The organism is Aporhodopirellula aestuarii (genome assembly GCF_023701485.1).
Taxonomy (GTDB): Bacteria; Planctomycetota; Planctomycetia; order Pirellulales; family Pirellulaceae; genus Rhodopirellula; species Rhodopirellula aestuarii.
This window is the reverse complement of record NZ_JAMQBK010000083.1, coordinates 135255-161558: the sequence shown is the minus strand read 5'-3', so window position 1 is coordinate 161558 and position 26304 is coordinate 135255. Positions and strand designations below refer to the sequence as shown.

The 26304-nt window shown below is 56.0% G+C and carries 19 protein-coding genes; 8 read left to right on the top strand and 11 right to left on the bottom strand.

What is annotated here, in order from left to right; genetic code table 11:
- Positions 1 to 59 precede the first annotated feature (59 nt).
- The gene (locus NB063_RS27480) at positions 60 to 1346 is read left to right on the top strand and encodes an AI-2E family transporter (RefSeq protein ID WP_250932260.1); all 1287 of its coding nucleotides are present in this window, start codon (positions 60 to 62) and stop codon (positions 1344 to 1346) included.
- A gap of 153 nt (positions 1347 to 1499) precedes the next feature.
- Here the strand turns inward: NB063_RS27480 and NB063_RS27475 are convergent, their stop codons facing one another.
- Positions 1500 to 2888: a phospholipase D-like domain-containing protein gene (locus NB063_RS27475; RefSeq protein WP_250932259.1), complete on the bottom strand. Its 1389-nt coding sequence runs from the start codon at positions 2886 to 2888 to the stop codon at positions 1500 to 1502.
- A gap of 911 nt (positions 2889 to 3799) precedes the next feature.
- Here NB063_RS27475 and NB063_RS27470 point away from each other — a divergent pair.
- Positions 3800 to 4435: a 3-keto-disaccharide hydrolase gene (locus NB063_RS27470; RefSeq protein WP_250932258.1), complete on the top strand. Its 636-nt coding sequence runs from the start codon at positions 3800 to 3802 to the stop codon at positions 4433 to 4435.
- Between the two features lie 170 nt (positions 4436 to 4605).
- Here the strand turns inward: NB063_RS27470 and NB063_RS27465 are convergent, their stop codons facing one another.
- Positions 4606 to 5178 carry a TVP38/TMEM64 family protein gene (locus NB063_RS27465; RefSeq protein WP_250932257.1) on the bottom strand — a complete coding sequence of 191 codons (573 nt, stop codon included), beginning with the start codon at positions 5176 to 5178 and terminating at the stop codon, positions 4606 to 4608.
- Between the two features lie 746 nt (positions 5179 to 5924).
- Here NB063_RS27465 and NB063_RS27460 point away from each other — a divergent pair.
- Positions 5925 to 6989, top strand: coding sequence for a PLP-dependent cysteine synthase family protein (locus NB063_RS27460; RefSeq protein WP_250932256.1), 1065 nt, complete (start codon positions 5925 to 5927; stop codon positions 6987 to 6989).
- Between the two features lie 361 nt (positions 6990 to 7350).
- Here NB063_RS27460 and NB063_RS27455 read toward each other — a convergent pair whose 3' ends face one another.
- A complete protein-coding gene (locus NB063_RS27455) occupies positions 7351 to 7902 on the bottom strand; it encodes a PDZ domain-containing protein (RefSeq protein WP_250932255.1) in 552 nt (183 codons plus the stop codon).
- Between the two features lie 962 nt (positions 7903 to 8864).
- Positions 8865 to 9311 carry a YbjN domain-containing protein gene (locus tag NB063_RS27450; RefSeq protein WP_250932254.1) on the bottom strand — a complete coding sequence of 149 codons (447 nt, stop codon included), beginning with the start codon at positions 9309 to 9311 and terminating at the stop codon, positions 8865 to 8867.
- A gap of 279 nt (positions 9312 to 9590) precedes the next feature.
- Here NB063_RS27450 and NB063_RS27445 point away from each other — a divergent pair, with 279 nt between their 5' ends.
- Entirely contained in the window at positions 9591 to 10181 is a 591-nt protein-coding gene (locus tag NB063_RS27445) for a pyroglutamyl-peptidase I (RefSeq protein WP_250932253.1), read from the top strand.
- On the opposite strand, the gene NB063_RS27440 is transcribed toward NB063_RS27445, so the two are convergent.
- The 5 genes from NB063_RS27440 to NB063_RS27420 all read right to left on the bottom strand — a co-directional run bounded on the left by NB063_RS27440 (position 10123) and on the right by NB063_RS27420 (position 17090).
- Positions 10123 to 10899: a (5-formylfuran-3-yl)methyl phosphate synthase gene (locus tag NB063_RS27440; protein WP_250932252.1), complete on the bottom strand. Its 777-nt coding sequence runs from the start codon at positions 10897 to 10899 to the stop codon at positions 10123 to 10125. The genes NB063_RS27445 and NB063_RS27440 overlap by 59 nt on opposite strands.
- A gap of 186 nt (positions 10900 to 11085) precedes the next feature.
- On the bottom strand, positions 11086 to 11487 hold the full coding sequence (locus tag NB063_RS27435; protein WP_250932251.1) for a DUF3467 domain-containing protein: 402 nt from the start codon (positions 11485 to 11487) through the stop codon (positions 11086 to 11088).
- 195 nt (positions 11488 to 11682) lie between these two features.
- Complete coding sequence (locus NB063_RS27430) at positions 11683 to 13920, bottom strand: HlyD family efflux transporter periplasmic adaptor subunit (RefSeq protein ID WP_261367624.1); 2238 nt, start codon at positions 13918 to 13920, stop codon at positions 11683 to 11685.
- Between the two features lie 87 nt (positions 13921 to 14007).
- Positions 14008 to 14946, bottom strand: a complete 939-nt coding sequence (locus NB063_RS27425) for an efflux RND transporter periplasmic adaptor subunit (RefSeq protein ID WP_250932250.1) — start codon at positions 14944 to 14946, stop codon at positions 14008 to 14010.
- A gap of 92 nt (positions 14947 to 15038) precedes the next feature.
- The gene (locus tag NB063_RS27420) at positions 15039 to 17090 is read right to left on the bottom strand and encodes an efflux RND transporter periplasmic adaptor subunit (protein ID WP_250932249.1); all 2052 of its coding nucleotides are present in this window, start codon (positions 17088 to 17090) and stop codon (positions 15039 to 15041) included.
- A 287-nt stretch (positions 17091 to 17377) separates the two neighbouring features.
- Here NB063_RS27420 and NB063_RS27415 point away from each other — a divergent pair, with 287 nt between their 5' ends.
- The 3 genes from NB063_RS27415 to NB063_RS27405 all read left to right on the top strand — a co-directional run bounded on the left by NB063_RS27415 (position 17378) and on the right by NB063_RS27405 (position 19797).
- The gene (locus NB063_RS27415; protein WP_250932248.1) at positions 17378 to 17989 is read left to right on the top strand and encodes a hypothetical protein; all 612 of its coding nucleotides are present in this window, start codon (positions 17378 to 17380) and stop codon (positions 17987 to 17989) included.
- A 211-nt stretch (positions 17990 to 18200) separates the two neighbouring features.
- Positions 18201 to 18656 carry a GNAT family N-acetyltransferase gene (locus NB063_RS27410; protein WP_250932247.1) on the top strand — a complete coding sequence of 152 codons (456 nt, stop codon included), beginning with the start codon at positions 18201 to 18203 and terminating at the stop codon, positions 18654 to 18656.
- 73 nt (positions 18657 to 18729) lie between these two features.
- Positions 18730 to 19797: a M42 family metallopeptidase gene (locus tag NB063_RS27405; protein WP_250932276.1), complete on the top strand. Its 1068-nt coding sequence runs from the start codon at positions 18730 to 18732 to the stop codon at positions 19795 to 19797.
- Between the two features lie 66 nt (positions 19798 to 19863).
- Here the strand turns inward: NB063_RS27405 and corA are convergent, their stop codons facing one another.
- Both corA and NB063_RS27395 read right to left on the bottom strand, forming a co-directional pair.
- Complete coding sequence (corA, locus tag NB063_RS27400; RefSeq protein ID WP_250932246.1) at positions 19864 to 21006, bottom strand: magnesium/cobalt transporter CorA; 1143 nt, start codon at positions 21004 to 21006, stop codon at positions 19864 to 19866.
- 20 nt (positions 21007 to 21026) lie between these two features.
- The gene (locus NB063_RS27395; RefSeq protein ID WP_250932245.1) at positions 21027 to 24581 is read right to left on the bottom strand and encodes a mechanosensitive ion channel domain-containing protein; all 3555 of its coding nucleotides are present in this window, start codon (positions 24579 to 24581) and stop codon (positions 21027 to 21029) included.
- Positions 24582 to 24925: 344 nt separating this feature from the next.
- Here NB063_RS27395 and NB063_RS27390 point away from each other — a divergent pair, with 344 nt between their 5' ends.
- On the top strand, positions 24926 to 26095 hold the full coding sequence (locus tag NB063_RS27390; protein ID WP_250932244.1) for a DegT/DnrJ/EryC1/StrS family aminotransferase: 1170 nt from the start codon (positions 24926 to 24928) through the stop codon (positions 26093 to 26095).
- The last annotated feature ends 209 nt before the right edge of the window (positions 26096 to 26304 follow it).

Sequence of the window (26304 nt, the reverse complement as noted above, 5' to 3'; positions counted from 1 at the left end):
GCTGTGTGAAAAGTGACGCTGTCCAATCAGGCAATTCGCAACTCACGAGGAAACAGGACATGAGCGACAGGAACAGTGAAGAACGGTCACCAGTCCCCAATGAATTGCAGCCGAGACGCCGCTTGGACATCGGATCGCCCGATCTGGCATCTCAATCACCGGCTGCGCGGGTCGAAATGCACCGCGTCCGCGTCCCGAGCGAATACTCACCGCAATCGGTAACTCACGACAATTGGACGCGGGCGATGGTGACAACGATCGCTGCGTTGTTGGTCATGGGCGCTTTGTACTTTGCTAGCAGCTTACTCGTCCCGGTTGTCATTGCCGCGCTCGCCTATTTGTCCTTGCGGCCGATTGAAACCAAGATGTGCGGATGGGGGATCCCGCAAGTTGCGGCAAGCGGGTTGTTGATTGTCGGCTTGTTCTCGATGCTCGGTCTGATCGTTGCTCTGCTTTACTCGCCGGCTCAGCGGTGGATTGCCGCCGCTCCCGAGAGCCTCGCGGAGGTGCGGGGAAAGTTTGAGTCGATTGCAGAACCACTGACCACGCTCGATCGCGCAGAGGACACGGTGGATGATGCGACCGCTCCACTGAAAGCCGCTCAGCAGCGGATTGAGGTGGCCTATGAGAAACCGTCGATGGTCGACGAGGCAACGCTAATCAATCAGACTGTCCAAATGCTCGCATTCGTCGCCGCGATTGCGGTCTTGACGTTTTTCATGCTTTCAACGGGAGATGATCTGCTCAATCGCGTGCTCGGTGTTCTGCCATCGATTTCCGCTCGCGAAGAAATGCTTGAAAAGATTGGGGATATTCAGCACAGCGTGGGGCGATACCTCGCGCAGATCACTTGCATCAATATCGGTCTCGGTGTCGCGGTAACACTCGTAATGTGGTTGGTCGGAATGCCGACGCCTGTCTTGTGGGGCGTGATGGCAGCGTTATTCAATTTCATTCCCTACGTTGGTCCTTTGGCCGCCACATCGATCGTTTTCCTTGCGGCCGCGAGTTACTTCGACACCATCGGCCGCGCCGGAGTGGTGTCGTTTGCCTTTTGGCTGACCACGGCGGTTGAAGGTCAATTCGTTACACCCGCGATTCTGGGGACGACACTGCGTGTCGGGCCGGTAGCTGTGCTGATCGCGGTCGCGTTTTGGGGGTTCTTATGGGGGCTGCCTGGAGTCTTTCTCTCGGTGCCATTGCTGATCGTGCAACGAAAAATCTTTGCAAGCTTTGAGGCCACGCACGCGTTTGCCGTGGTACTTGGTGAAGATGCGTGTGAGGCCGATGACGATTGCGAACCGATCCAGGAAGACCAGCCCATCGCGGAAACCGCAGCAGTTTAGTAACGAGTTTTCTAAAAACGCTTTGCTTGCCCCAGGCACTTACACACAAATGGAGACTGCGTCTGTTGTCGGCATGATTGCGCTCCACGATACGGCAAGTCACGGGAGAGTTTCGGTGATGGGCAGTGTGATCAAGACACCCTGTAAATTTCGCTACAGTTCTTCGGCGAAGATCCTTGTCATGACACCGAGAAACTTTCGTTTCAATGTGTCTTTAACTGGTCCGTCGACACATCGTTTGGTCAGTGTCTCGATCCAATTCGCAATTTCATCGACTTTCGACTGATTGAAAATTCCAACAACCAGTTCGTAGTTAAGAAAGAAGCTTCGCAAGTCGAAATTGGCTGAACCGGCGTAAGCGACTTCCCGATCGATGAGCAAGAGTTTGGCGTGCACCATCCTGTCAGGAAGGAGATGTAGCTTCGCACCCAGGTTATCGAGATCGACGACGTAATCTCGTCTTGCATAGTCCGCCAGTCCCATGTCGGACTCATTTGGATAGATGATCCGCACGTCGACGCCTCGGCGGGTGGCCATCGCTAGCGAACGCATGGCCATCGGCGGTGGAACAAAATAGGGCGTGACGATCCAGACACGATCTTTCGCTCGGTTGATCGCCGTCAACCAGAGATCGTCAAGAATTTCAGGTGGTCCGTCGGGACCTACCGGGATGACTTGCAGCGTCGACCGATCGTCGGCCGAATCCGAAACTTGCGGGACGGTGTCTGTCGTTCGCTTTACTTCTTCGCCGGTGGTGAAGTTCCAGTCTGACACGAAGACCGCTTCCACTTGTCGCGCGGCAGTCCCTTCAATCGCCATTCCGTAGTCAATCCAAGTATCGTCATCTGGTTCAGGCGTCATCTCGTATTCGACAAAGTTCGTGCCCCCAAGAAACGCACGATTACCGTCTGCAATTGCGAATTTGCGATGATTGCGAAAATTGAGGTATGCAAATCGAGCGAATTTTGAAAGCGGTTTGAATCGAGTCACATGTCCCCCGGCGTCGGATACCTTGTCCAACAAGTCGTCGGAGAAAAGGAATGATCCGAACCCGTCGACCATCAATCGCACCTCCACCCCAGCACGAGCCTTTTCGCATAAGCGATCAATCAGCCGGTTTCCGACGTCATCATCGATCAGGATGAAGGTATGGACGAACAATCGCCGCTCGGCAGATTCGATCAACGCAAAGAGCGAGTCATGCATTGACTTGGGAGTCGTCAAAACATTGAGCCGATTGTTGCGGCTGGGTTTCGGAATGCCGCGGATAGTTGCGATTTCGGCGATCGAGCTTTCGACTTCCGCATCGGACTCGTCCGGTTTTGGCAGAACGATTGTCTCGCGGTTGGCATGCTCGGCGGAGACCTTCTTTCCACCGAAGATCAGAAACAGAATCAACCCGATTGGTGGCGTTAGTAACAACAGTAGCAGCCAGCCAAACTTCCCCACATTGTGCTTTTCGCGGCGACGCATCGCGGTCAAAGCAACGATCGTGCAGAGCGCACCGACGAGCATCGCGAAATAGATGGAGAAGTAAAACATGGTAATGAGATTCGCCAGCATTCCTTGTGATAAGAGTTGTAAGAGGGAACCCAGGCGAGTCCCACTTCGATCGAGGTTCTGCTGGACAACGCCAAGTTCTGGCAGGCGAATTGGAGTTTTCGCCTCTCACGAAACTGAGCCTCGCGGGACGTCGATTTCATTACTGCGGGAGTTCAAATGTAGCGGAACGGCGCGAGCCGTCCGTTGACTCGGGACCGGACGGCTTGCGCCGTACCACTAAAAAAGCACTAAAACAATCAACGTCCCCCGAGGCTCAAAAAGTGGGTAACGCGCGCAATACTCCGTCTCGGAGAGACTGAGCTACGTGAAAGGTGGCCCCCATCCAGCTAGGTTCCTCTCAAGCGGTTTTTGATGTGCGGCTTTATCGAGCTTGCCGAGTACTTCTTCTTCGAGTCTTTCGGGACGCAAATCCGATGCCGTCGATCAATTTGTCAGGATCCTTTTGAATAAGCGGTTCAGCGTGAGCCATCCAAAGACAAGGAACTTCACTACTTGCGTCGCTCTGAGCATCAATGGGCCGTTTAAGTGTCGGCTCATCCGGCGACGTGGTCGTTTAGCAGCCAAGTGGAATTTGAAAGGCTGTCAGCGCTGGGTTATGAGTAACGCACGATATTGCCCGCGAGTTAGCGAAATCGGGCTCAAATTCGGCAACGAACTGCCGCTTCGCAGGGGCGATCATCGCATCGTCAGCGATTTGGGAATCTGGTGGTGTGATACTTACCAGCTTAGAAAAGATCGCGATTGCGCTTGCCTCGCGACGATTTTGCAATCAACCTAATTGCGTGCGGGGGGAGATCTACTGGTGAGATGTGCTCACAGCTTCCTGCAACGCGACACTCAGGGTTGAACGCTAAGGCGGCAACTCGCATTTCGATTTTGGAAGGAAGTTCATGTCCCCTCGACTTGCAGCCTGTTTCGTGGCCATCGCGATGACTACCGCCATGACATGCGCGATCGATTCTCACGCCGCCGAAAAGGACAGTGACGGCTACCTGCCACTCTTCAACGGCAAGGACCTGACTGGTTGGGAAACCACCGGAACCTGGGTCGTCGAGGAGGACGGTGTCCTGGCGCTGAAACCCAAGCCGGGGAAAAGGGGCATCTTCAGCTACCGATTGTTTCTCTGGACAAAGTGGACGTTCAGTGATTTCGAACTCGACTTCGAATTCAAGCTCGCCAAAGGTGGTGATAGTAGCGTGTTTCTACGCTCTCAATCTTTGGGGGGTTTCATCGAAGTGGAGCTCACGGATTCCCACGGTAAGGAGGGGCCTCTGACGACAGACGATTGCGGTGCCGTTCAGAAGGTAACGCCTCCCAGCAAGAACATGGCAAAGCCCGCCGGGGAGTGGAACCGGATCACCATCAAATGCAAAGGGGAACTGTTGCAGGTGGAACTCAATGGCGAGCAGGTCATTGATTTGGATTATGACAAGTTGGGAATATCCGTGCCGACATCCGGCAAGATCGGTTTGCAGGATTGGGGACACCCCGTTTGGTTTCGCAATATTCGCATCAAGAAACTTTAGTTGACCACATCTGGATGCTGATGCGTCTCGGCTTACTCGATCAACAAGCCGCTCAACATCGTGTCGTTCGAGGATCCATTGCGTACTGCATTTCAACATGAACGACCGTGTGTTTGCGATCTCTTAGCAATGACTGCGTCGCCGGGGCGTCAGCCGATGCGAAGCTGAGTCTACTGGCTGAGACCAACGAGCCCCGCTCCGATGGCTGCCATCACAATCGACCCCGGTATGACGGCGATTGCTGAACACCAAACGAAACGGCTGAGATGAACACCGGCAGCGCCAGGCACGAAGGCCGTCAGGTGGCCGCCCAGCCATGGAATCTGCCGGGCACCTATCAGGAAGACAGGGTGGTTCACGGGGACCCTACGGACCCAGCTGGGCGCGTTCTTGATGGCGAGCTCCAGATCGAAATCCTTGCGGGCACGATAACCCAATCCGAATTCCAAAATGGCGGCGATCCACCAAGCAAACCAACTGAGCGCCGCACCGGCGTAGAACCCGTACACGGCACCGTTTGCGATCGAAATGAAATCGGAAGGAAAGGGGGTGATTGCAACGACAATGTGCACGGGGATCGTCACTAACGGGGCACGCATGCCATATGCCTCCCGCACGGCAGCGGGCCCGCCCATGGCCGTCATCCAATTCAACAACCAAACACTCAGCACAACCAACAGCACGATCACGTAGACCGTGGGTGACGTGATCGTGCGTTTGACCCAGGATTGTTTCTTTAGCACCGGTTGGCTCTCTGTGGGCAGGAGTGTTCTCCCAAATGGTTGCGAGGGCGTCGCTGAAGACAGGAGAGCTGACGAAACAAAGCCTCTCTGACGACTCTTTAACTAATGCGCACGATACTTCTTGTCAACGACATACCGGCAGGGAGTTTGGTCTTGCTGCCGGTCAGTTCCACCGCGACCGGCATCTGAGCGGCGAATGAGCCGAAATAACGATGATTAGCATGAGCGGTCCCAATCGACGTTTCGCAGCGTAGGATCAGCCACCTCGATTACCGCCGGGGTGAAACACAGCGGCCGATAATAGCGAATTAGCGGTGGCTTGTCGGTGTTGAACTCGACCCGTAGCGGCTGGGGTGGATCATCGAAACCGCTCGCAGGCAGCCGTCCCGCAAACGAAGTACGGAGCAAGCGGGTAGCGTGAACCGAGCAAATTCCAATCCCACCATCATTCCCATTGTGCAAACAAACGGGATAGAATCGATCGCGCGTCGTTGAGGCCTTGAATCCGCACGCTCTTGGCGCTCGCGGAAGACTAAAGAAACGGGGCCGATGTCCAGAGTCTTGGTTGATGTCCTTTGTGTGATGGAACAGTGACGCACTGGGTGCGACCGGACGGCTTGCGACGTACCGCTAAGTTTTGTAGCGGCGGGACGCGAGCGTTCCGGTTCAATCAAGAACCCTGACGTTTCGGTTAGACATAGCACTAGATTTCAAACTACGATTGATTGACCGAAAAGGGGAAGCGAGTGACTACCAGCTGGGCTCATGATGCGATTGCGCGAATCGATGCGGACTTCAATCGATCTGCTGATACACATTTAATTAAGCTGCCACTTGCCGCGTTTCCAGGGATTGATATCTATCTGAAAGATGAATCGATTCATCCCTCGGGTAGTTTGAAACATCGCCTCGCAAGGTCTCTTTTCCTGTATGCAATTTGCAACGGTTGGATCAGCGAGTCGCAAGCGATTGTGGAAGCTTCCTCCGGCAGCACCGCGATCAGTGAGGCCTATTTCGCGAAGTTGCTTGAGTTGCCTTTTCACACGGTGATTCCGGCGACAACAGCCAAAGAGAAGATCTGCAAGATTCGTTTTCTCGGCGGGCAGTGTCATTTGACAGATCAGTCAGACATCTATTCTGCGGCGGCTGGCCTCGCAACGCAGTTGGATGGGCACTACATGGACCAATTCACGTTCGCCGAGCGGGCCACGGATTGGCGTGGGAACAACAACATCGCCGAGTCACTGTTTCGGCAGATGGAGCTCGAACAGCACCCTGAACCGAAGTGGGTTGTGATGGGAGCGGGAACCGGAGGAACCAGTGCCACGATCGGCCGCTACATACGCTATCAAAAACTGGCCACCAAATTATGCGTTGTCGATCCAGAGAACTCGGTCTATTACGACTATTTTCATGCCGGAGATGCCAGTCTGACGACGCCCGGTCGCTCGAGAATCGAAGGGATTGGACGTCCCCGCGTGGAACCCTCGTTTGTTCGTACCGTGATTGACCGCATGGTCCAAGTTCCCGATGCCGCTTCCATTGCTACCATGCGATTGCTCGAGGGGTGGCTGGATCGTCGTTGCGGTGCCTCGACAGGAACGAACCTGTGGGCAGTCATTAAGATTGCCGAAGAGATGAGGGCGGCGGGCGAGACAGGGAGCATTGTGACTCTCATTTGTGACGGCGGAGAGCGTTACACCGAAACCTACTACAACGATGCGTGGCTGGAACTGCAAGGGATCGACCCCTCTCCGTTCTCGGCAAAATTGCAGAGCATTCTCGAGCTAAGCGATGAGTATCCCTGTTGAGTTTTTGAAAGACAGGATCGTCTTCCTCGCACTCATCGAAAATGTGTCAGTGTGGATGGACACGGGATTAAGCGATGCTTGATCTGAGCCGGTGGCTAGTGCCCCGTGCTGGCTACCTGCTAGCTGGGCGGTAGCCGTTCTCGTGGCGTGAGGACGCGAGCCCGGCGATATGTCACGCTATTTTGCAGCGCGACACCGGACGGCTCGCACCGTTCCGCTAGGAAAGGAGGATGGCTCACGCCGTTGCACGAACAACGTCGCCGGCATTGGAAGGGTGGTCGGTGCGCTGAGCCCGCCGGTCGATTGTTGCTGGGATTCCGGTGCAGGAGGTGGTTTCTGCGGAGCGTGAACTCCATCCAACTCAGCGGCGAGAGAACTGGACCCACATCAATTCTTCCCTGAAGGTGCGTTTGTTCCAGACGAGGAGTTCCGCCCAGCCGCTTGCGTCGGCTCCGTAGTCCATGGCCATGGAAAGCGGATAGTATTGTCCTTGGTATTCACCAACCACGTAGCCGCCGACGTCTAGGATGTAGTCGCCGACCTCCATCCCAAACCGGCTCGCGGCTGAACCATTGACAATTCGAGCGAGGCGAACACCACGCGGTGCTCGTTCAGGGTAGACGCCGAAATACCAATTCCGACTGGTCGGTGCCACATTGGGATCAATCCGTATCGTCGCTCGGGCTTCACCGCGAATCGTGCGTTCCCCCTCGGCCCGTCGTTGTCCGGGCTGACGCAGACGAGGCCAATCCGCTGCACCGGAGGAGGCACCGGGGGATGTATCGGGTAAGACGCTTGGTGAAGCACCGGGTTGTGGGGTACCTCCGGCGTCTGGTCGGGTTTGCGGCGGCTGTGCAATTAACACCGAGCACATGCCGACTACGAGGGTAAACGACAAGATCATTTTGTTCATGTGATTCACTCCCAGTCAAAGTGCCAATGGATGTTTCAGCTCGGTGCACGCGAAGGCACCATCAAGCTGTTTTTTAGAGGTGGTTTGTTGTCTCGTTCTTTTGCTTTCGTTGTAGCCGCTGTCGCTCAGCGCGGTCAACTTTTTTCGTTGGATCGCTCGACCCTGCGTCCGTTTGGGATGCCGTCGGCGTCCCTTCGCCTCACCGCGAGACGATCAGGCTTGCCGCGCGATGACGAACCATGCGAGCGGTGTCTTGTATTTGCGGAACGGACTTTTGGGGGCAGCGATAACGAGGCTGCGTGAATTGTCGTTGGTCCTGTGGAATCCGGCGTTCGGTCACTCGTTGACTGTTCAAAAGACGCGTTGTCGTTGGGTCGAAAACGCGCCAAACACTCCAAGCCTTGCCCTGAGGTTGTTTCTTGAGCGTGAGTTAAAGCGTGCCCCTAAAATGGTGCGATACTCTCTGTAGGCAGGTCTTGATAACGTTTTGGGAAAGCATTTTTTGAATGCGGGGCAATTTCCCGGGGCAAACGCTATCAATCGATTTGGCGGGTTCTGTGCCCGTCGTGTTTTGAGGAGCGTGGTCTCGATAGAGACTGCTCGACTCAACACACGCGGGCCAGAACGCCTGCCAGGCCTTGGGTTAGGTACGCAGGTCAGTCTCTCGGGACGTCGGTTTAATTACTGCGGGATTTCAAAAGTAGCGGAACGGCGCAAGCCGTCCGGTATCGCGGGATCGGACGGCTTGCGCCGTTCCGCTAGAAGTAGCACTAAAACAATCAATGCCCCGAGACTGATCTCTTCTATCCAGTTTCGGCCACTTGGCTTGCGTGCTCGGCCAGGTGTGTGAGCCAGGGATGGGCGATGGTCCCTTGCTCAGTTTTGACGTGGCGCATTTCGGCTGATTTCACTCGGTCACAGGCCGTGGCTTCCAAAGTCTGGGGAAGCGGCCCGTTTCGCGATCACATCTCGGCGGCATGGATCGCCAGTTTGACGTCTTCGTTGCCGTAGATGATCGACAGGAACGCGGGAACGTACCGATCGATCATGGCGCCACCGACATACAGGATGTGGTCGATGACATCATCTTCGGGGAACGAATCACCCAGCGGCAGGGCGGTCTGGTAACGCAGTTCTCCGTCCTCAAAATCCATTTCGAACTTACCGAGTTTCAACCCGTAATTGGCTCGGGTGATCGCTTCGGCGATGAGTTGTCGGTGGCTCTCGGGAACCTTGTTGGCGGGGTGGGTGAACACCTGCAACATGGTTTCGTCGATGATCATCATGACCCGGAGGTCTCCGTGTTTGCCTTCGAAAAGCATCCGGAACAAACCGCGTTCTTCGTCTTGGTCATAAACAATCGCGCCGCGATCTAAATACGCACTGAGATGATCGACTTGGGCAGACATGTCGGTGACTCCGGGGCTAGCGATCTAAAAAGAGAAGAGCGATCCGCGGGGGGGAATCGGCAGGACAGGATTTGAAGACACGCAGAATGACGCCATGGTTCGCATGGGTGAGGGCCGTTCGTCTGGTTTGATTGTACTGAAAAATCGATGATGAGGCTAACCAGGACGCCCGCTCCGGGCCGGGCGAACTATACTTCCAGGGTGGATGCGAAATATTGATGTGTTCACGCCTCGGTTCCCCCTTTTTCCGTCCGTACAGATTCGACCGGCTGCTGCCCTGTGACTCGCGTCCTTTTGACCGCTTTTGAACCCTACGATCGCTGGCCCGACAATTCGAGTTGGCTGGCGCTGATCGAGTTAACGCGTTGGCACGATGGCCCGATCGAGCTGGTGACACGTCGGTACCCGGTTGAATTGGGTAAGATGAGCGAGAAGCTGAGGACCGACTTGCAGGAGGATTATGACTTCGCGTTGCATTGCGGACAGGCTCCCGGATCGTCTCAGCTCCGGCTGGAAGCGGTCGGATTGAATTTGCGGACCGATGGGAGCGAGATCCTCTCCGAGGCACCGGCAGCGTATCGCAGCCCGTTACCGTTGGCTGCCGCGGCGACGCGAATTCGCGAGGCCGGTATTCCGGCAACCGTTTCGCACCACGCGGGTACTTACCTTTGCAACGCCGCGCTGTTTCTGAGCCAACATTACATCCGATCCTTCGGGATGCGGACCGCCTCGACGTTCATTCACATGCCGCTGGCGCCCGCCCAGGTCGCCCGTGAGAACTCGGATTCTCCCAGCATGAGCACACCGATGGTCAGTGCCGCTCTGGCGATCCTGATTCAGGAATTATCGGACAGCCGACGGACGGTTTGAGAGCCTTCCGCCATCGATTAACGCGGTCCACGTCGAGTTGGCCCGTCCGCGGTTGAGAAGAATCAGCGGTCGCGAAACAGACGTCACCCCGGACTCCCCAGCAATCGGGTATCACGCCGCAATCGTGCAGACGTAGAGCTTCGGGGAGTTTGATCGATCCCGCGAAAGCCACCCATACCCCAGCTTGGCGGGCGTCCGACAGGAGGGAGGCGAGTTGGGCGGTGGGGAGGTGCTCGGACAGCGATTGGCCGTTCTTGCAAAAGGTGTCAATCAATAGCCGTCGGCGGTTGGTGGTGATTGCCGATGCGAGCACTCGAGAGGCATCGAGACAGTCGGCGGCCTTGTGGTCGGCATAGGCGACGGGGACCAGTTCGACATTGGGAGGCAACGCCAGCGACCGCCAAACCCGTTCCAGCTGCGTGGCGGATTGCAGGCCGCTCGGGCCGACTTTGGCAAACCGAAAATTCGGTGGAACGCGGGCCGCAAGTGCCAACGCCGATCGGGTTTCGCCGAGGGCCGCCGACAGCGATGCGTGCGGGAACAATACGGAGGCTGACATCCAGATCGCCGGATCGACCGGGGCGAGTGGTCCGTCATGGGGTTCTTTGAAATCGATCACGTCGATGCCCGTCGACACCACGAGAGAGGCTTCGGAGATGTCGCGCACGCTCACCAATAGCTGCGCGATCGATGCTGGGGCGGTGTTCGGTGCGATCATGGGGGAAGTCTAGACGAAATCGTGGGGCGATTGGAACGTTGGTGTGAGGATGATTTCGGTCGGCGGCATGGTGCGATCGTCGTTGGGTCGCGACATGAAAAAACCACTCTACCGGATCGGCAGAGTGGTTCGGTCGAACGTTCCCGCGGGTGATGAGTCACTCGCCGGTTTCGCGTTTCGAGAGTTCTACTTTTGTTGCTGTTGCAAGCCTGGACGAACTCGTTTGTTGATGTCGGTTTCGAGAACGCCGAACACCGATTCGTGACGAGCGACCGACATTTGCAACGCAGCAAGCAGTCGTTTGGCGGTGAAAAAGTTCACGATGATGCGTTGTTTGACTTGGATCGGATCCTTTGGCACACCGATTGGTTGTGGGTTCAGACCGAAGTCGATGATCAGCTCTTCGGGTGATCCGGTAACGCGGCAAAAGTTAGCGTAGGTAGCGAGCGCGTCGCGATCTTCCACTTGAACCTGAACAGGTTGTTGTGGAGGCGTTTGAGCCTTTGCTGCGGGGGATGTCGGTTCGGCGGTTGCGGTCGCGGTTGCCGATTCTGCTTCTACCGAATCGTTGCTGTTGTCGTCTGCCATCAAGTATTCTCCAAAAGGTGAGAAAGGGGGAAGGGTGGTTTGATTTCGCGTTGGGTCACATGGTAAAGATCCCCCCCGGACTCGCAACGCGAAAGCGGTCGGTGTGGGATAATAAAACTGATTTTTCAATCAGTTCGTGTCTTGAAAAGCTTTAAGCTGCGTGGGCTGCAAAGGATAGGTTGTTCGTTCGTTGGGTTAGAAATCAAAGTTAAATGTCTTGATAATGACACGCCATAATCGTTGGCCGAGCGACATCGGATCGACATGCACTTTGGCTGCACCGCGGTATCCGGGACGCAAGATCATGTCGGAGTTATCAATCGGAACGCGTGCTTGATATGAGACGCTCCGTGGACGAACTTGTCCGGTCTTGGGATCAATTTCGGTTTGCAAGTCACCACCGGTTTGGCTGGACATCGACGCGCTAGCGGCGTCCATTGGTTTCTTGGAAATCTCTTCGATGCTGCCGTGGAAGGTTTTGAGACGCAGCGAATCGAGTTTGAGATCAACCAATTGTTCTTCGCGGACGAGTTGTCGGTCGCCTTGATCGATAATCAACACGGCTTCGAAAGCATCGGGGGCGCCGATCTCGCAGATCATGTCGTCTGCGGTCAGCAAGGCGCCGCGGTTTCGTTCTTGGAGTGGTGTTCCCGTCCAACCGGGCAATCTTCCGTCACCGGGATCATTGGAGGGACGTTCGGGCGGCGGCAAAACAAACCCGTCCTGTTTTGCTTTGATGGTTAATCGATCGATCTCTTCTTGCGTCTTCTGTTTGAGCGATCGAATCGAGTAGACCATTTCTTCCTGAGTTTCGAGCTGTGCAACGACAGCGGGATCTTCTTGGGCACGTCGTTTGAGGTTCGCCAATTGCACCGATGCAAAGCGTTCTTCGCCTTGGAGGTCGGCCAATCGGATTTGCAATTCAGGGTTTTCGAGAACGGCGATGGGTTGTCCTTGGCTGACGCGTGTACCAACCGGTACGGTTTCGACGACGCGTCCGACGGTTCCCGCATAAACGGCACCCGCGCGACTGGGGCGGATTTCAAAGGCGGCGTCGATATGGTGTGGCAGTGGGATGTAGCACACCGCTGCGATCACCGCGCCGGCAACTGCCAAAGAGGTCAGGAGTGGGCCACGTTTCACTTTCGATAGTCTCCCAGGTGTGCGAATGAATTTCCAAGTTTGGATCACCGGTTGGGCGACCAATCCTGAAAATCCGATTACGGCCAAGATGCGTCCGAGTGCTTGCAGGCCGTAGGGTTCGAGAACCTGCATTACAAACCATACGATGGAAAACACCACGACCCAGCGATAAATCACGCTGGCGACGGTAAACATTCCAAACATGAACTGGTTGCGCTGCGGCAAAAACGGATCGTCCTGCAATTCCAGACCGAGGCAGGTCTTTTGAAACCAGCGTTTGAGTACTTCGGTACTCTTTTGACGCAAGTTCGGAATCTCGAGGTAATCCATCAAGATGTAGTAACCGTCGAAACGCAACAGTGGGTTACCGTTGACGAGCACGGTGCTGATGACGTTGAGGAACATCATGTTGAGACACAAATCGTTGATCGTGGTTCCCTGCTCGCTGAAGAACCAGACGAACGCAGCGATCGAAGCGAGGATCATCTCGACGTAGATTCCGCCGGCGCCGATCCAGATGCGTTTCCATTTGTTTGGCAACATCCACGAGTCGGACACATTGCAATACAAACAGGGCGTGAACACGAGCAGCATGAAGCCGATCTCGTGGCATTCACCGCCGAATTTCTTGCAACTCAGACCGTGCCCGAATTCGTGAATGACCTTCACGATCGCCATCGTCGCGGCCAGAATGATCCACCGATCGGCGGCGAAAAACTGGTGGAAGGTGGGCAGTTTCGCGTATACGGTTTGGTACTGCGTCGCCAGCAACAAGGAAGCGGCGATCAGTAGCCCGATGAAAAAGATCAACGCGGGAACGGTGAAAACCCAGCCGAAAATCGGTAGCAATCGATTGAGGATTTTTTCCGGGTCGATCCCACGGAAGCGGACGGCAAAAACGTTTGAAAGTTTGCCGAGCAGTTCTTTGTTCTTTTTGGTGCGTCCACGTTCGCGTAGTGATTTGCCCTGGCCCGGCGAGTTGCTGATCACCAAACCGCTACGGTGGAGCATTCCGATGAACTGCTGCAGGTCGCCGAAGGTGATTTTTTGTGGGGCAAACCGTTGCTCGAAACCGTCCTTGATCTGTTGCAAACTGACATGCCCGTCGAGCATGTTCAGGATGAAGTATTCCTCGTCGTGAAAACGGAAGTACTGCAACCCGACGGGCTCTTTGAGCACCCAGAAGCCTTGGCCTTGGTAGTGGTGCCGGCTCGCGGTCAGGTCAGGACGGCGGCGCACCGTGAGTGCACGCGACGAGCTGCTTACCAGTGATTCAGCAAGGGTGGCCATGAATTAAGAGACGTGGGTGTTTTGTTGGGGAGGTTGGAAATCGACTTGGTGATCGTTCTCGATCACGTTCTTGTTCGGGCAGCGTTCCTACTCAAACAGGATTTCCGCTTGCATGCCGGGTTTGACAATCCAGGCTCCGTTTTCGTCTTTGACATTGTCGATATCGATCCAAATTCGGACTTGCCGACGGAGGTTCAACTCGCTGCTGACAAAGCCGAGTTTGCCTTGGACGACGACAGGTCGTTCGCGGTCGCTCGAGGCGAAGACGCGGACCGTAACGGGAAGTCCGGCACGTACCCGACCGGAGAAAGCGAGTGCATCGACGACGCCTTCGACACGGACACGGTCGAGTTGCACGAGGGTGGCAATCGGCGATCCCGGTTGAACCCATTCGCCGCGTTGGGCGATTCGTGTTTCGACATAGCCATCAAAAGGGGCAAACACTTGCCGGCGTTGTTGTTCGTATTGGGCGATTTCGCGTTCGCTACGTTTGGCGATGTATTGGGCGCTGGCGATCTTCTTTTGCATCTCGGCCAGGTCAATCCGCAATGCCGCGCGGACCGCTTCGAGCACCTTTTTCTTCATCTCCCAGAATGGGATGGCCTGTTCGTCGTAGAGCTTCTTGTGTGATTCGGCTTCCGCATCGGCGAGTTCGCGGCTGTTTCGCGCGTCTTCGAGGTTGACGTTGTTGTCGGCCTCGAGCATGGCTTGCTTCTCTTCGGCACGTTTCAGCTCGAGCGCGAGTTTTGCGGCGGTGTCATCGACGACCGCGAGCACGTCCCCCTCGGAAATATTCATTCCTTCTTCGACGTTCAACTCGATGAGTTTGCCTTCGACTTCGGCGGGAATGTTGACATTGCGGATGTACTTTACGCTGCAATTGTCGGCAACCACTCGTTGCCCAGGAGACTGCAGTTGTGTGGAGTACGACTGTGCGAAAACACGGTCCGGCATCGTCGACCACGTGGCGATGACGGCGATCGCCGCGAGCAGAACGTTTCGTTTATTGGGCGGGGTGAAAAACATGGGCGTGTTCGCGTTGGGAGCAATGACTAGAAGGAGGAGAAGAGAAGAGAGCTCTCAGTAATGCGGCAGTCTAAAAATGGGAGCGTTGGCGTTTAGAAGATGAATTTGGCAAACCATTCGTAAACCTCGTGCAGTAGTACAAAGCCGCTCGCTCGGCGGCCGACTTTGACGTCGGCGGTCAGTTTCGTGCCGGGGCTCGGAGAGAGCTTTCGCAATTCGGTTTGATCGGGAATGACTCGCATCTTGATGATCGATCCGTGTTCCTCGCTCGCTTCGGCACGCAGCGAGATGTTTTCCACCGGCAACGTCGCAGGCAGCGGATGATCGGGGTCAGACGCCAGGATGTAGGTGACTTCGAGTTCTTTGGCGGAGTTGGCACTGATGAATTCGTCCAAGTGCCCTTCGCGTTTTTCAGGCATCTCGATTTCGAGATACATCGGTTTGCTCAGGTCAGCGATTTCCATGAGCACTTGGCCCGTCGAGATCGGGCGATTGAGCAGTAGTTTTTCGACTTCCCAAGAGACCACTCGGCCATCGATCGGTGAGCGAACGATGAGGTCGTCGGCTCGTTTCTTCTTCAACGCGAGTTTGGCGTTTTGGGCGTCGAGTTTGGTTTCGAGTTCGAGTTCTTCGCCTTCGAGGGCACGCAAGTCGGTTCGTTTTAGCGAGTCGCGTTTGGTCAATTGGCCGCGGACGCGTTGCAGTTCGGCTTTCGTGGTGTAGATCTGGCCTTCGAGTTCGGTGATCTCGACTTCGACGTCCGGATTGATCATTCGCACGAGTGGTTGGCCGGCTGTGACCATCGAGTTGTGATCAACCAACACTTCGCGAACTTCACCGTCGATCCCGGCAAAAATCTCTCGTCGTGCTTCGGGTTTAAGGGTTCCGTCGGCTTCAAGGTCGAAGTCCATCGGGACGAAAACGCCGGCAGCGATGATGCCGCAGATGAGTCCGATCACGGCGAGGGTTTTGGGCAGCGTCCGGGCGCGAAGCACCCAAGTGGCGCGGCCGAGTGTTCGCCACAGCGGCATCAGGAATAGATTGGTGTGCGCCTGCGAGTTTGCGATCGCACGGGTGCCGTGTTCGTATACCAAATCGCAACGGGTGCGGAACACGTCGGGCGGGAGGTCGGTTTCGATCTGTTCAACGATCAATGCGCCGATCACTTCACCCCGGTGTGCGTCGTCACGGTCGACCTCGCCGGCGGCGCCGTGTTCCTTTTCATGACCGAGTTTGCGTTGCGGTTCGCGAAGCGGCAGGACGGCGATGTTTCGTCCGTAGGACAGGTCGACGTAGTCTTCGAGGGCCTCTTCGATTTGAGGCGGCAAGTCTTCGGTGGTTCCGTCGTGCCAGAGCGGTTCACCGGCCGCGACGACCCGGGTGGCGAGAACGTTGAGCGCCGAGACGATGTTGGATCGATTTTCGATGGTGTCTTGGCCGCTGATCGCTTCGACGGTGCACTTGCGGCCTTTCTTGATCGCCACGCTGACGCGGTCACATCCGATTAAACGGCGACCTTCGTTGGCGACGATGTAGGCGGTTTCTTTGAGGTCGAGTGATTCGTGGGCGGCGCGGGCGAACGAATCGGCTTGTTGCCAAAGGGTTTGGCGATCACCGAGCTTGATCAGCTTTTGGCTGCGGAGCCATTCCGCGGCGAGTTCGCACATTTGTTGCAAGAACCGCAGGTAGCCCTTCTGCGTTTCCGGTGCGGTGTCGGGGCGTTGGAAGATTTCGATCAGCCCGTCTTTTTGACCGTCATGCTGCAACGCACCGAGGACGAGCAGGTACCGCGTCGGGTTGCCTTCGGCGTCGCCATCGGTCGTGCCGCTGTAAGGCGGAATCAGGATGGATTGGCCGGCGTTGGCGGCACGTTGGATCAACCGGCGGTGACGCGTGGCGTCGTCGCTGTCGTCGGCCAGGATCGAGGGTTCGGCGTTGATCTGGTACTGCAACCGCAATTGTCGGTCTTCGTCGAGCAGCCAAATCGCACCGCCGGCGGCCGCGAGTGCCGTGATGATCCGGGAAAGTAGCTCGGGGTAAAACTCCGAAGCCGTCGCTCCGCTCTTGGTCAACGCTGCGATTTCGTTGACAAGACCGCGGATCTGAGCCTTGGTTTCTTCGACCGTTTGTTGGTTGACCGACATAAGCCTAGTGATCTGGAGCGGATGAGGACGCGGGAGAAGTGAGATTCTTGGTTACGGGACGACGTTAGTTGAAACCTGCTTCCCCCCGCCACAGGAAGTTATTTCGAAACTTAGCTTTGGTGGGGTCTCTAGACCGATCACAACGTCTGTCACGAACGGGCCGTCTGTGATGAAGCGGCGATTTGCGCCGAAGCATCGGGTCAGAGCGGTCGAGAAACCGATTTGGGTGCCCTTTTTGAAAAAATCGACCAACTGAACTGGACTAGTTATACAATTTGTATAACCTGGTGTCCAGTGTTTTTTTGCGGCGAAATTCTTCGGCGACGAAGTCCGCGTTTCTTTTGGGAGCTATTTTGAACGCACCGTTGGAGCAACTCGCCGCGCTGCGGAAATCGTCTCGGCCGGGAGATGAGGCGAAACCGGTCGGCGATGCTAGCAACACGGGCGAATCAAAAGATAGGCAGGAAACGCCTGATCTCGCTGAGACCGCCGAAGCCGGCGAGACTTCTGAAACGGGCAAGGTTCTCGACGCCGAAGTGCCTGCGGAGCAGTTGCTCGAGTCGTTGCAGCAGGAACTCAATCGCATCCAACGTTCGATGCGTTTGACGTTGCAAGCCAAATTGCAGGGGCTCGTCGGTCGATCGCTCGGTTCGCTCGAACACAACCGCGCCTTAGCGGCGGCGATTCAGACGATGCTCGACCAGCACGGGTTCCGTTTGCGGTGTCAGCAGTGCGGCCATGCCGCAATCCTGCGGGTGAGTCCGCGGAAGGGGATTCCTTCGGGTGCCTTCGTGCTCGATCACACGATCGATGGCAAACGAACGTTCCACGGAGGTGGTGCGATCGTTCCGCCGATCCATTTGCTCGCGAAACCGCAACGCAAGCCACGCGGCGGGTAAACGGTCGTACCGGGCAAGAGTGAGGGAACGCGGCGACGTGTCGCCGTCGCGGTGTGTCGACGAAATGGGAATGAGAGAGATCTGTCCATCACACGGGCACTCACCCTCCGCTCCTCCTCGTTGGGCGGACTTGGTAAAACGACCGTTCGAAAGTCAGAACGTACTTTCTCGGTTCTGCCGTGTGCCCTCAACGCGTATCCCGTTTTCGCCGATGAACTCTAATCCTGAATCGACTCCCAAGCCCGCCTGTGAATTGCGGCAAGCCTTACCGACTGACGCGGCCGCAATTCACGCGTTGATGCGGCCGTTTGTTTCGCAGCATTTATTGCTCGCACGGAGTGAAGCCGAGATCATCGAATTGACGCGTCACGGTTTTGTCGCGATGCAGGGCGAACGGTGCATTGGGTTTGCCGCGGTGGAAATTTACTCGCCCAAGCTCGCTGAATTGCAGTGCTTGGCGGTTCATCCGGAGGCCCAGCGTTTGGGTCTCGGACGCCAATTGGTCGCTCAGTGTATCGATCGGGCCCGATCGTTAGGCGTCATGGAAGTGCTCGCGATCAGTTCATCGGAAGACTTCCTGCGTTCGTGCGGGTTTGACTTTTCATTGCCCGACCAGAAGAAGGCGTTGTTCTATCAGATTCGCGAACGACCTTTTGACGATCGATAGCGGGACTCCCTTTTCGCTGTTCTGACTCACCCAACCTGCTCCATCCTTCCACTGAGATTGAATCACCATGGCCATGTCACCACTCGAGTTTCTCGAATCCGCCATCAAAACGCCAAGCCCTTCGGGCTACGAAGAGCCGATTCAAAAGTTGATTGCGGAGTATCTCAAGCCTCATACCGACGAAGTATCGATCGACGTACACGGCAACTTGACCGCGTGTGTCGGACCGGCGGATTCGCCGCGATTGATGCTGGCCGGGCACTGCGATCAAATCGGTATGTTGATTTCGTACATCGACGAAGAAGGTTTTCTCTATGCCCAAACGATCGGCGGGTGGGATCCTCAGCAACTGATTGGCCAAGCGATGACCGTATGGACGGCCGATGGTCCGGTATCGGCTGTGATCAGCCGCAAGCCGATCCACCTGTTGTCGCCGAAAGAGCGCGAGGAAGTCGTCCGGTTGGAAGACATGTGGCTCGACATCGGTGCGACAAGCGGCGAACAGGCGGCGAAGGTGGTGCGAATCGGCGATCCGGTGACGTTGGATTTGCAATACCGTCCGCTGCTCGGCGATTTCGTCAGTGGTCCTGGGATGGATAACAAAACGGGTATGTGGACGGTGATCGAAACCGTCCGCCGCAGCGCCGCGGAGCAGTCGGAGCAACCACTGCAATGTCAGGTCTTCGGGGTCGCGACGGTCCAAGAAGAGATCGGACTGCGTGGTGCAAGAACCGCAGCGGCCAGGATTTCGCCTGATGTGGCGATTGCGGTCGATGTCACGCACGCGTCGGATTGTCCAACGATCAGCAAGCAACAGCAGGGCAACATTCGACTCGGCGGTGGTCCGGTGATCGTGCGTGGGCCGAATATCAACGCGAAGGTTGCCGCGAGGTTGATCGAATTGGCGGAGGCCAACGGAATTCCTTATCAGCTCGCTGCACTCGGCCGCGCCGCGCCGAACGATTCCAACGTGCTGCAAATCTCCGGTGTGGGCGTTGCTACCGGACTCGTCGCAGTTCCCAACCGATACATGCATTCGGCGGTTGAGACGATTTCAACGTCGGATATCGAGGCGGTCGCGAAATTGTTAACGCTGTTTGCCCAAAGCCTCACGCCGGCGTGTTCGTTCATCCCCGGTTGAGTGGTGACACTCAGATAGCGATTGACGCCAAACGGTTGGTGCTCAGGAAAACGGCCGTCGAGCTGCTTAGCTCAACCAGCCCTTGCGATAAAGGAATGCGAGGAGACCGCCAGCCATCAAGGCCATGAGGCCGAGGGCAAATGGATAGCCGAATGCCCAGTGGAGTTCGGGCATGTTGAGCTCCGACGCTTTGGGGTCGAAGTTCATGCCGTAGATGCCGGCCACGAAACTCATCGGGATGAAAATGGTGGCGATGATCGTGAGGACTTTCATCACATCGTTGTTCTTTTCGCCGAGCATCGCGAAGTACAGTTCGCGGACCTCGCCACAGGTTTCGCGGTCCGTGTCGGCGGCTTCGATGATTTGTTGGACATGATCTTGGCAATCGCGAAAGTACAACGCGGTGTCAGGGGAGATCAGTTCACCCTCTTCTCGCAACACATTCATGATTGCGATGCGGTGTTGGTTCATGACTTTGCGGATCAATAGGAGTTCGCCGCGGATGCTGTGTAAATGCAGCGGCAACTGGCGATTGCCACCGCTCTCGAGCATCACGCCGGCTTCATCAAGGCGTTCAGCGAACTTCTCCACTAACGGGAAATAGCCGTCGATGATCGCATCCATGATGGCGTAGGCGAGGTAGTCCGCTTTGCGTCGCCGGATGCGCCCGAGTTTGTTTGCGATCCGGTGTCGCACCGGTTCGAGACAATCGCCGGGGTGTTCCTGAATGGTGATGACAAGTCCATCGATCAGGAAGATGCTGACTTGCTCGGTTTCGAAGCCGTCGTCGCCGGTGGGCATTCGCACGACGAGGAACAGCATGTCGCCATAGATGTCGGTCTTGGCATGTTGGTGTACGTTCGCGACGTCTTCCATCGCGAGCGGGTGGATCCCAAACATGCGGGAAAGTTCTTTGAGCATCTTGGCATCGCCGACTCCATCGACGTTGATCCACGTCACATGGTCTGGACGCTCAATCGGTACGTATTCCGCGGATTCGTGCGCGGCGGCATCGGCCTGGGCGGACTTCTTCTTCGGCACGAACTGGTTGAGTTCGCTGACCGTTTCGAACTTTTGGTCCGTGTGTCCTTTCGCGTCGTAGTGGATGACGCGAATCTGTCCTTTCACGCTCCCCTTTTGCGCCACGATCGATCCCGGGACCTTGCCGACGGTATTGAGGGCGCGGCGACGGCGGCGAGACAGGAGCATGAGTTTAACGTTCAAAGCAATTACGCAGCTTCTCGGGATAGGTCGCCATTGGCTGATTCGTTGACACTCGTCGTTTCGGATGAAAGTCCGAGGGCAGTGGCTCCGGCGACCGAAGTACGGATGTGAAGGTCTCGTTGTGGGAAGGCGATTTCAATTCCTTCGGCACGGAAGGCCCGATTAATTGCGGTGTGCAATTGATGGATGACTTCGAGTCGATTGTCTAACGTCGGCAAATACACTCGCAACACCATGTTGAGAGCACTGTCGCCAAACCCTTCAAACGTGGCGTTTGGCGGAGGATCGTCCAAAGTCAGAGGGTGTTCTTTGGCGACGCTCTGCAAGATTTCGCGGGCACGTTCGGTATCGGAACCGTAGGCGACTCCGACGTTGACGACGATGCGGTTGATTTTGTCTGACAACGTCCAGTTTAACAGACGCCCGGTGATGAATTCTTTGTTGGGAACCACGTATTCCTTGCGATCCCAGTTGGTGATTGAGGTGGCCCGGATGCGGATGCGAGAAACCACACCGCTGACGTCATCGACGGTGACAATGTCTCCGACGCGGATCGGTCGTTCGAGCAAGATGATCAATCCGGCGACGAAGTTTGCGAACATTTCCTGCAGACCGAACGCGAGTCCGAATGTTAATGCCGTTGCCAACCATTGGATCTGAGACCATTGCAATCCGATGGTTGAGCAGGATGCGATCGTTCCGATCAAGACAATCGCGTAACTGACGAGAGTCGTGATCGCGTAGCGGACCGATGCGTCGACGGGGAGTTGTTGCAGCACGGACATCTCAAGAAGTCCCGGGCCGTTTCGGAACAATACGAACGTGACCGCAACGATCAACAGAGCGAGTGCGAGGTCGGAAAGGGTGATCACCGACGCGTCACGGATATCTCCGTATGAATTTCCAGTCATGTCCGCGCCGTCGTCGGTCGCTGGCATCATTGATGCGGCAATCGAGGGTACTGCGGCAGCTGATTGGACCGATGCGGTTGGTGCTGTCTTCCAAACCGGGTAGTTGTCGAGCATGCTCAACGCGGGCAACACCTGCACCCAAATCATCCACAGTCCAACCACGGAACAGGCGATCATGGCCGAGTTGATTAACCGTCGTGACTGCTGGCTTTGTGCGGTGATGTCGGCTTTCGGATCTTCGGTGACGATCCCGGCAACCAAATGCGAGGATGATTCTGTCGTGCTGACCGATGCCATGGCACGTTGTCGCGATTGCTCCATGCTGAGGTAGCGTCGACGGAGCATGAGCATGCGGAAGAACAGCGAGCGAATGATCAACAGCGAGATCACGAAACCGAACGTCGCAAACAGACGCCACGAGAGCACTTCGGCGGTGTAGTAATAACCGGCTATGGCTAAGGCGGCCAACGAAAGAGGCACGCTTGTTCCGAAGATCGACCAGAGGTGTTTGATCCGGCCGCCCCAAGGCGATTCATCTGATGAGAAGTACTCGCGAAGCACTCCACCGGGCGTCAGCAGTCGGAACATTCCGTAGGCCGCTACGACCATCACGAGTAGAAAGAACACCCGCTCGAGTGAATCACGTCCGTGCGATCGTTCGCTGACGGATAGAGTGGCGGTGACAAAAACCAGAGGCAAGGCGATCATGGTGATCGTGCGAAGTCCGCCCCGCAGCGATTCGGTGGCATGCGTGGACCAGCGGAAATGGGCTTCGCCCAGACCCATGGGGCGACAAATTTGTCGAACGAATTCCAGCACGATCCACAGCAGTGCGACGCACAGGAACCCGTTGCTAAGTGCGGCGATGAATTCGGAATCGCCCGCGACGCGGTGCAGTCGCCACGCAAACAATGCACAAAACGCAGGCCAGACCCCCGAAACCAGTGCGGTTAAGAACACGGCTTTCAAGGTCGGCAGAATGGACCGGCAATTCGCGCGGTAAGCGGTGTCACCAAAGCGTCCGATGGCGTCACGGATTTTACGGCCACGAACGAGGAGTACTGTCCAAGGCAACAGGATCAACAAGTATAGGTAGTAGCGGTTTTGAATGTCGGCGAGCAACGCGGTTCCCACTTCGACCCATTTCGCGGGACTGATCAACCATGAATCCGATGCGTCGAAGCTGAAGTCGGACATGAGAGGGCGACCGCTGCGGATCCATAACACCCGTTCGTCGATGTAGTTTTCGTAGTCGGCGACGAGCTTGATGAGTTGTTGGTCTTTGGTATCGAGTTCGATCAACTCGTCAAAGTATTGCCCGTCGCTCTTGATGAGCGTGTCGAGCGTTTCGCTGCGCCGCTGGATCAATTCTTGCGCGGCGGATTCCAGCAACGCCAAATCGAGCGCCGCGCTGTGTGCGGATTGCGTGTCGGGTTTGGGTTGGGGTTCACCGACGGTTTCGGCGAGCAATGATTTCGCATCGCCGACTTCTTGGCGTTGATCCTCGAGATCAAAGATCTCGTATTGGATGTCGTTGATCAGCGGTTGACGGAGCGAGACGGCGGCGCGTCGCTCCGACACATCGGGCAGATCTTGCTTTTGTTTGCGAAGGTGAGCGCCGATCGAGCTGGTCAGCCCCACGGTTTCAACCTTCTTGCGGGTCAGGTTGAACTGCCGGACGAGACCCTCGTAGGCTTCCGCAGCGAGTTTTTGTTGTTGTTCGGCCTTGGCTAGCTCTTCGGCGATGAACTTGGTTTTTTCAGCGAGCTTTTGATTGGTTTCGGCATAGTCTTTGAGGGACGGTGCCGCAGCGATGGCTTCGAAGCGGGCTTGTTGGATCGACAATTCGGCGGCTCGTTCGCGTGCCGTTGTGATTTCTTTTTGAAGCAGTTCGATACATTTTTCACGATGAGCCGCGTTTGCGTTGGCTACATCGATTCGCAGTCGAAGGATGTCGGCCGACTCTTCGGCGTCGTACTTTGCGAGTTCCGCTTGGAGGGCCGGGAGTTCTTTGACGAGCGTCATGCGGCGCGTGATCAATCGAACCGCGAAGGAATTCGACTGAGTCGACGTTTCCGACGAGGTGAGCAATTTTAATTGTGACGTGGTATCGGCAATTCGCTGTTCCTTGCCCACCATGAGGGTGCGGATCTCTTTGCGTCGCTGCGAGCGTGTTTGCTGATCCAATTCGGCGGCTTGCCGACTCTTCTTATGATTGGCAAGAAGCAGCTCCCATTGCGGCAGAAGCTGTTCCATCTCCGCGAGGCTGAGCCCCGGTTCGACGTTGGGCTTTTGATCTTTGAGTTCGGCGCGTTGTTGCTTGAGTTGCTCGACACGCAGAGCGACCGATTCGGTTTCGGCGGCGAGTGCGCGTGCCGTCGCTTCGTTTTCAGTAGCCGAACGAAGGTTGTTCAATGCTGCGCGGTAGTTATCGATCGCCTGCGCACGTTGTTCGGCATCGATGTCTTTACGATTCTCGAGATCGGAGATCGTGCGTTCGATCGACTCGATCGAAATCGATTGTTCAGTCGGCGCGGGGCTCGGTTCGGAAGTATCTTGGCCGACCGCGATGGAGGAGAGCGTGAGGCCGGGCTGAAGCGAGAAAAAGAAAACGAAAACGAGCGACTGAAATGATTTCAGCGTACACAAGATGGGTCACCTGGGGTGCGGGGGGAAAGGCCCCGTGACGCTAGAAAACTGCTCCAGATGGCGTCAACACTGATCCGGCGAAAACGGATTCCCGGGAGACAATATGTCGCTCGCTGGGGCTGTCTAGGAGGCCAAAAACCCGCGTCAGATGCCCGTATCGACGTGTGCGGAGTGACGTCAAAGTGTTCGTCGCAAATTTATGATTGGGAATCGTTTTTCTCTTGACCCCTACATCGAAACGGGCGTAAACAGTGGTGGATGAGTGCTCACGGCTAAGCCGCCCGAGCAAGCCGAAAACGGAATTTCGGGTTTTTCCACTCAAATATTCACGGATGATAACTCCAATGGCCCATCAAGACCAAGCTCCCAGCGGTGTACCGCTACTCGACGTCAATCGCGATAACGCTCCTCATCGCGAAGAATTTATCGAGGCCCTAACCGAGGTGCTCGACAGTGGACGGTTCCTTTTTGGGCCCGACGTCACTGAGCTCGAAACAGAGCTCGCCGGTTACTGCCAAGTTCCAAACGTGGTCGGTTGTGCATCGGGAAGCGACGCGTTGTTGCTCGCTCTGATGGCACTCAATATCGGCCCTGGCGACGAAGTCATCGTGCCTTCGTTCACGTTCTTTGCATCAGTCAGCTGCATCACCCGGCTCGGTGCGACTCCGGTTTTTGCAGACATCTGTCCCGGTACGTTTAACATCGATCCCGAATCCATTGAATCGCTGATTACGGATCAAACCAAAGCGATCATCCCGGTTCATCTATTCGGTCAATGTGCCGAGATCGATCGCATTTGCCAAATCGCCAGCGGGCATGACATCCCGGTGGTCGAAGACGCTGCCCAAGCAATTGGTGCGGCTTACAACTCGCGTCCGGCAGGTAGCTGGGGAACGGTTGGTTGTTTCAGCTTCTATCCGACGAAAAATCTCGGCGGCATGGGAGATGGTGGCATGATGACCAGCTGCGATGCCGCGTTTGCGGATCGCTTGCGGTTGTTTGCCGGACATGGCATGCGTCCGCGTTACTACCATCAAGTCGTCGGCATCAATAGCCGGCTGGATACGTTCCAGGCCGCCGTTCTGCGGGTGAAACTACGCCACCTCGGTGATGCGATCGAAAATCGCTCAACCATCGCCGACCGTTATGATCGGTTGTTGACCGAGAGTGGATTGGTCGACAACGGCGAAATCACATTGCCCGTTCGTGATTCGAATGCGTTCCACGTTTGGAACCAATATGCGATCCGAGTCGAAAACGGACGCCGCGACGAACTCCGCAGTTATCTCGCCGAACGGAAGGTCGGATCGGAAATTTACTATCCGATTCCGATGCACCAACAGCAATGCTTCGAGGGCATGGATTTCCGTCATAACGGATTGGCTGAGACTGAAAAAGCCAGTCTCGAAGTGCTCAACCTGCCGATCTTCCCCTCGTTGACCGAAGCGGAACAGTGTCGCGTGATCGAAGTGATCGGTTCGTTCTACGCTGTGGCCGCAAAAGCAGCAGCCTAGTTGACGGACGCTTTTATTGAATCGTTGCACCTCCCTGACAAACCGACGGCGTGAGCCTCGGTTTGTTTGGCGGTAAGAACCGAAGTTCCTTTTTGTTCGGCAAACTCAATAACACGTTTCACGTTGATATTCGCTTCTCATGCTCGGCTCTACGAGCCGGGCCGATCCGAATCCATTCACGGCCTTACGGCCGATCATGAAACTTTCCT

What these genes read in the sequence shown, in the direction of transcription:
- NB063_RS27480 (WP_250932260.1), top strand. Translation starts at nt 60, where the DNA reads ATGAGCGACAGGAACAGTGAAGAACGGTCACCAGTCCCCAATGAATTG.
- NB063_RS27475 (WP_250932259.1), bottom strand. Translation starts at nt 2,888, where the DNA reads ATGTTTTACTTCTCCATCTATTTCGCGATGCTCGTCGGTGCGCTCTGC.
- NB063_RS27470 (WP_250932258.1), top strand. Translation starts at nt 3,800, where the DNA reads ATGTCCCCTCGACTTGCAGCCTGTTTCGTGGCCATCGCGATGACTACC.
- NB063_RS27455 (WP_250932255.1), bottom strand. Translation starts at nt 7,902, where the DNA reads ATGAACAAAATGATCTTGTCGTTTACCCTCGTAGTCGGCATGTGCTCG.
- NB063_RS27450 (WP_250932254.1), bottom strand. Translation starts at nt 9,311, where the DNA reads ATGTCTGCCCAAGTCGATCATCTCAGTGCGTATTTAGATCGCGGCGCG.
- NB063_RS27440 (WP_250932252.1), bottom strand. Translation starts at nt 10,899, where the DNA reads ATGATCGCACCGAACACCGCCCCAGCATCGATCGCGCAGCTATTGGTG.
- NB063_RS27435 (WP_250932251.1), bottom strand. Translation starts at nt 11,487, where the DNA reads ATGGCAGACGACAACAGCAACGATTCGGTAGAAGCAGAATCGGCAACC.
- NB063_RS27430 (WP_261367624.1), bottom strand. Translation starts at nt 13,920, where the DNA reads ATGGCCACCCTTGCTGAATCACTGGTAAGCAGCTCGTCGCGTGCACTC.
- NB063_RS27425 (WP_250932250.1), bottom strand. Translation starts at nt 14,946, where the DNA reads ATGTTTTTCACCCCGCCCAATAAACGAAACGTTCTGCTCGCGGCGATC.
- NB063_RS27420 (WP_250932249.1), bottom strand. Translation starts at nt 17,090, where the DNA reads ATGTCGGTCAACCAACAAACGGTCGAAGAAACCAAGGCTCAGATCCGC.
- NB063_RS27410 (WP_250932247.1), top strand. Translation starts at nt 18,201, where the DNA reads ATGAACTCTAATCCTGAATCGACTCCCAAGCCCGCCTGTGAATTGCGG.
- NB063_RS27405 (WP_250932276.1), top strand. Translation starts at nt 18,730, where the DNA reads ATGTCACCACTCGAGTTTCTCGAATCCGCCATCAAAACGCCAAGCCCT.
- corA (WP_250932246.1), bottom strand. Translation starts at nt 21,006, where the DNA reads ATGCTCCTGTCTCGCCGCCGTCGCCGCGCCCTCAATACCGTCGGCAAG.
- NB063_RS27390 (WP_250932244.1), top strand. Translation starts at nt 24,926, where the DNA reads ATGGCCCATCAAGACCAAGCTCCCAGCGGTGTACCGCTACTCGACGTC.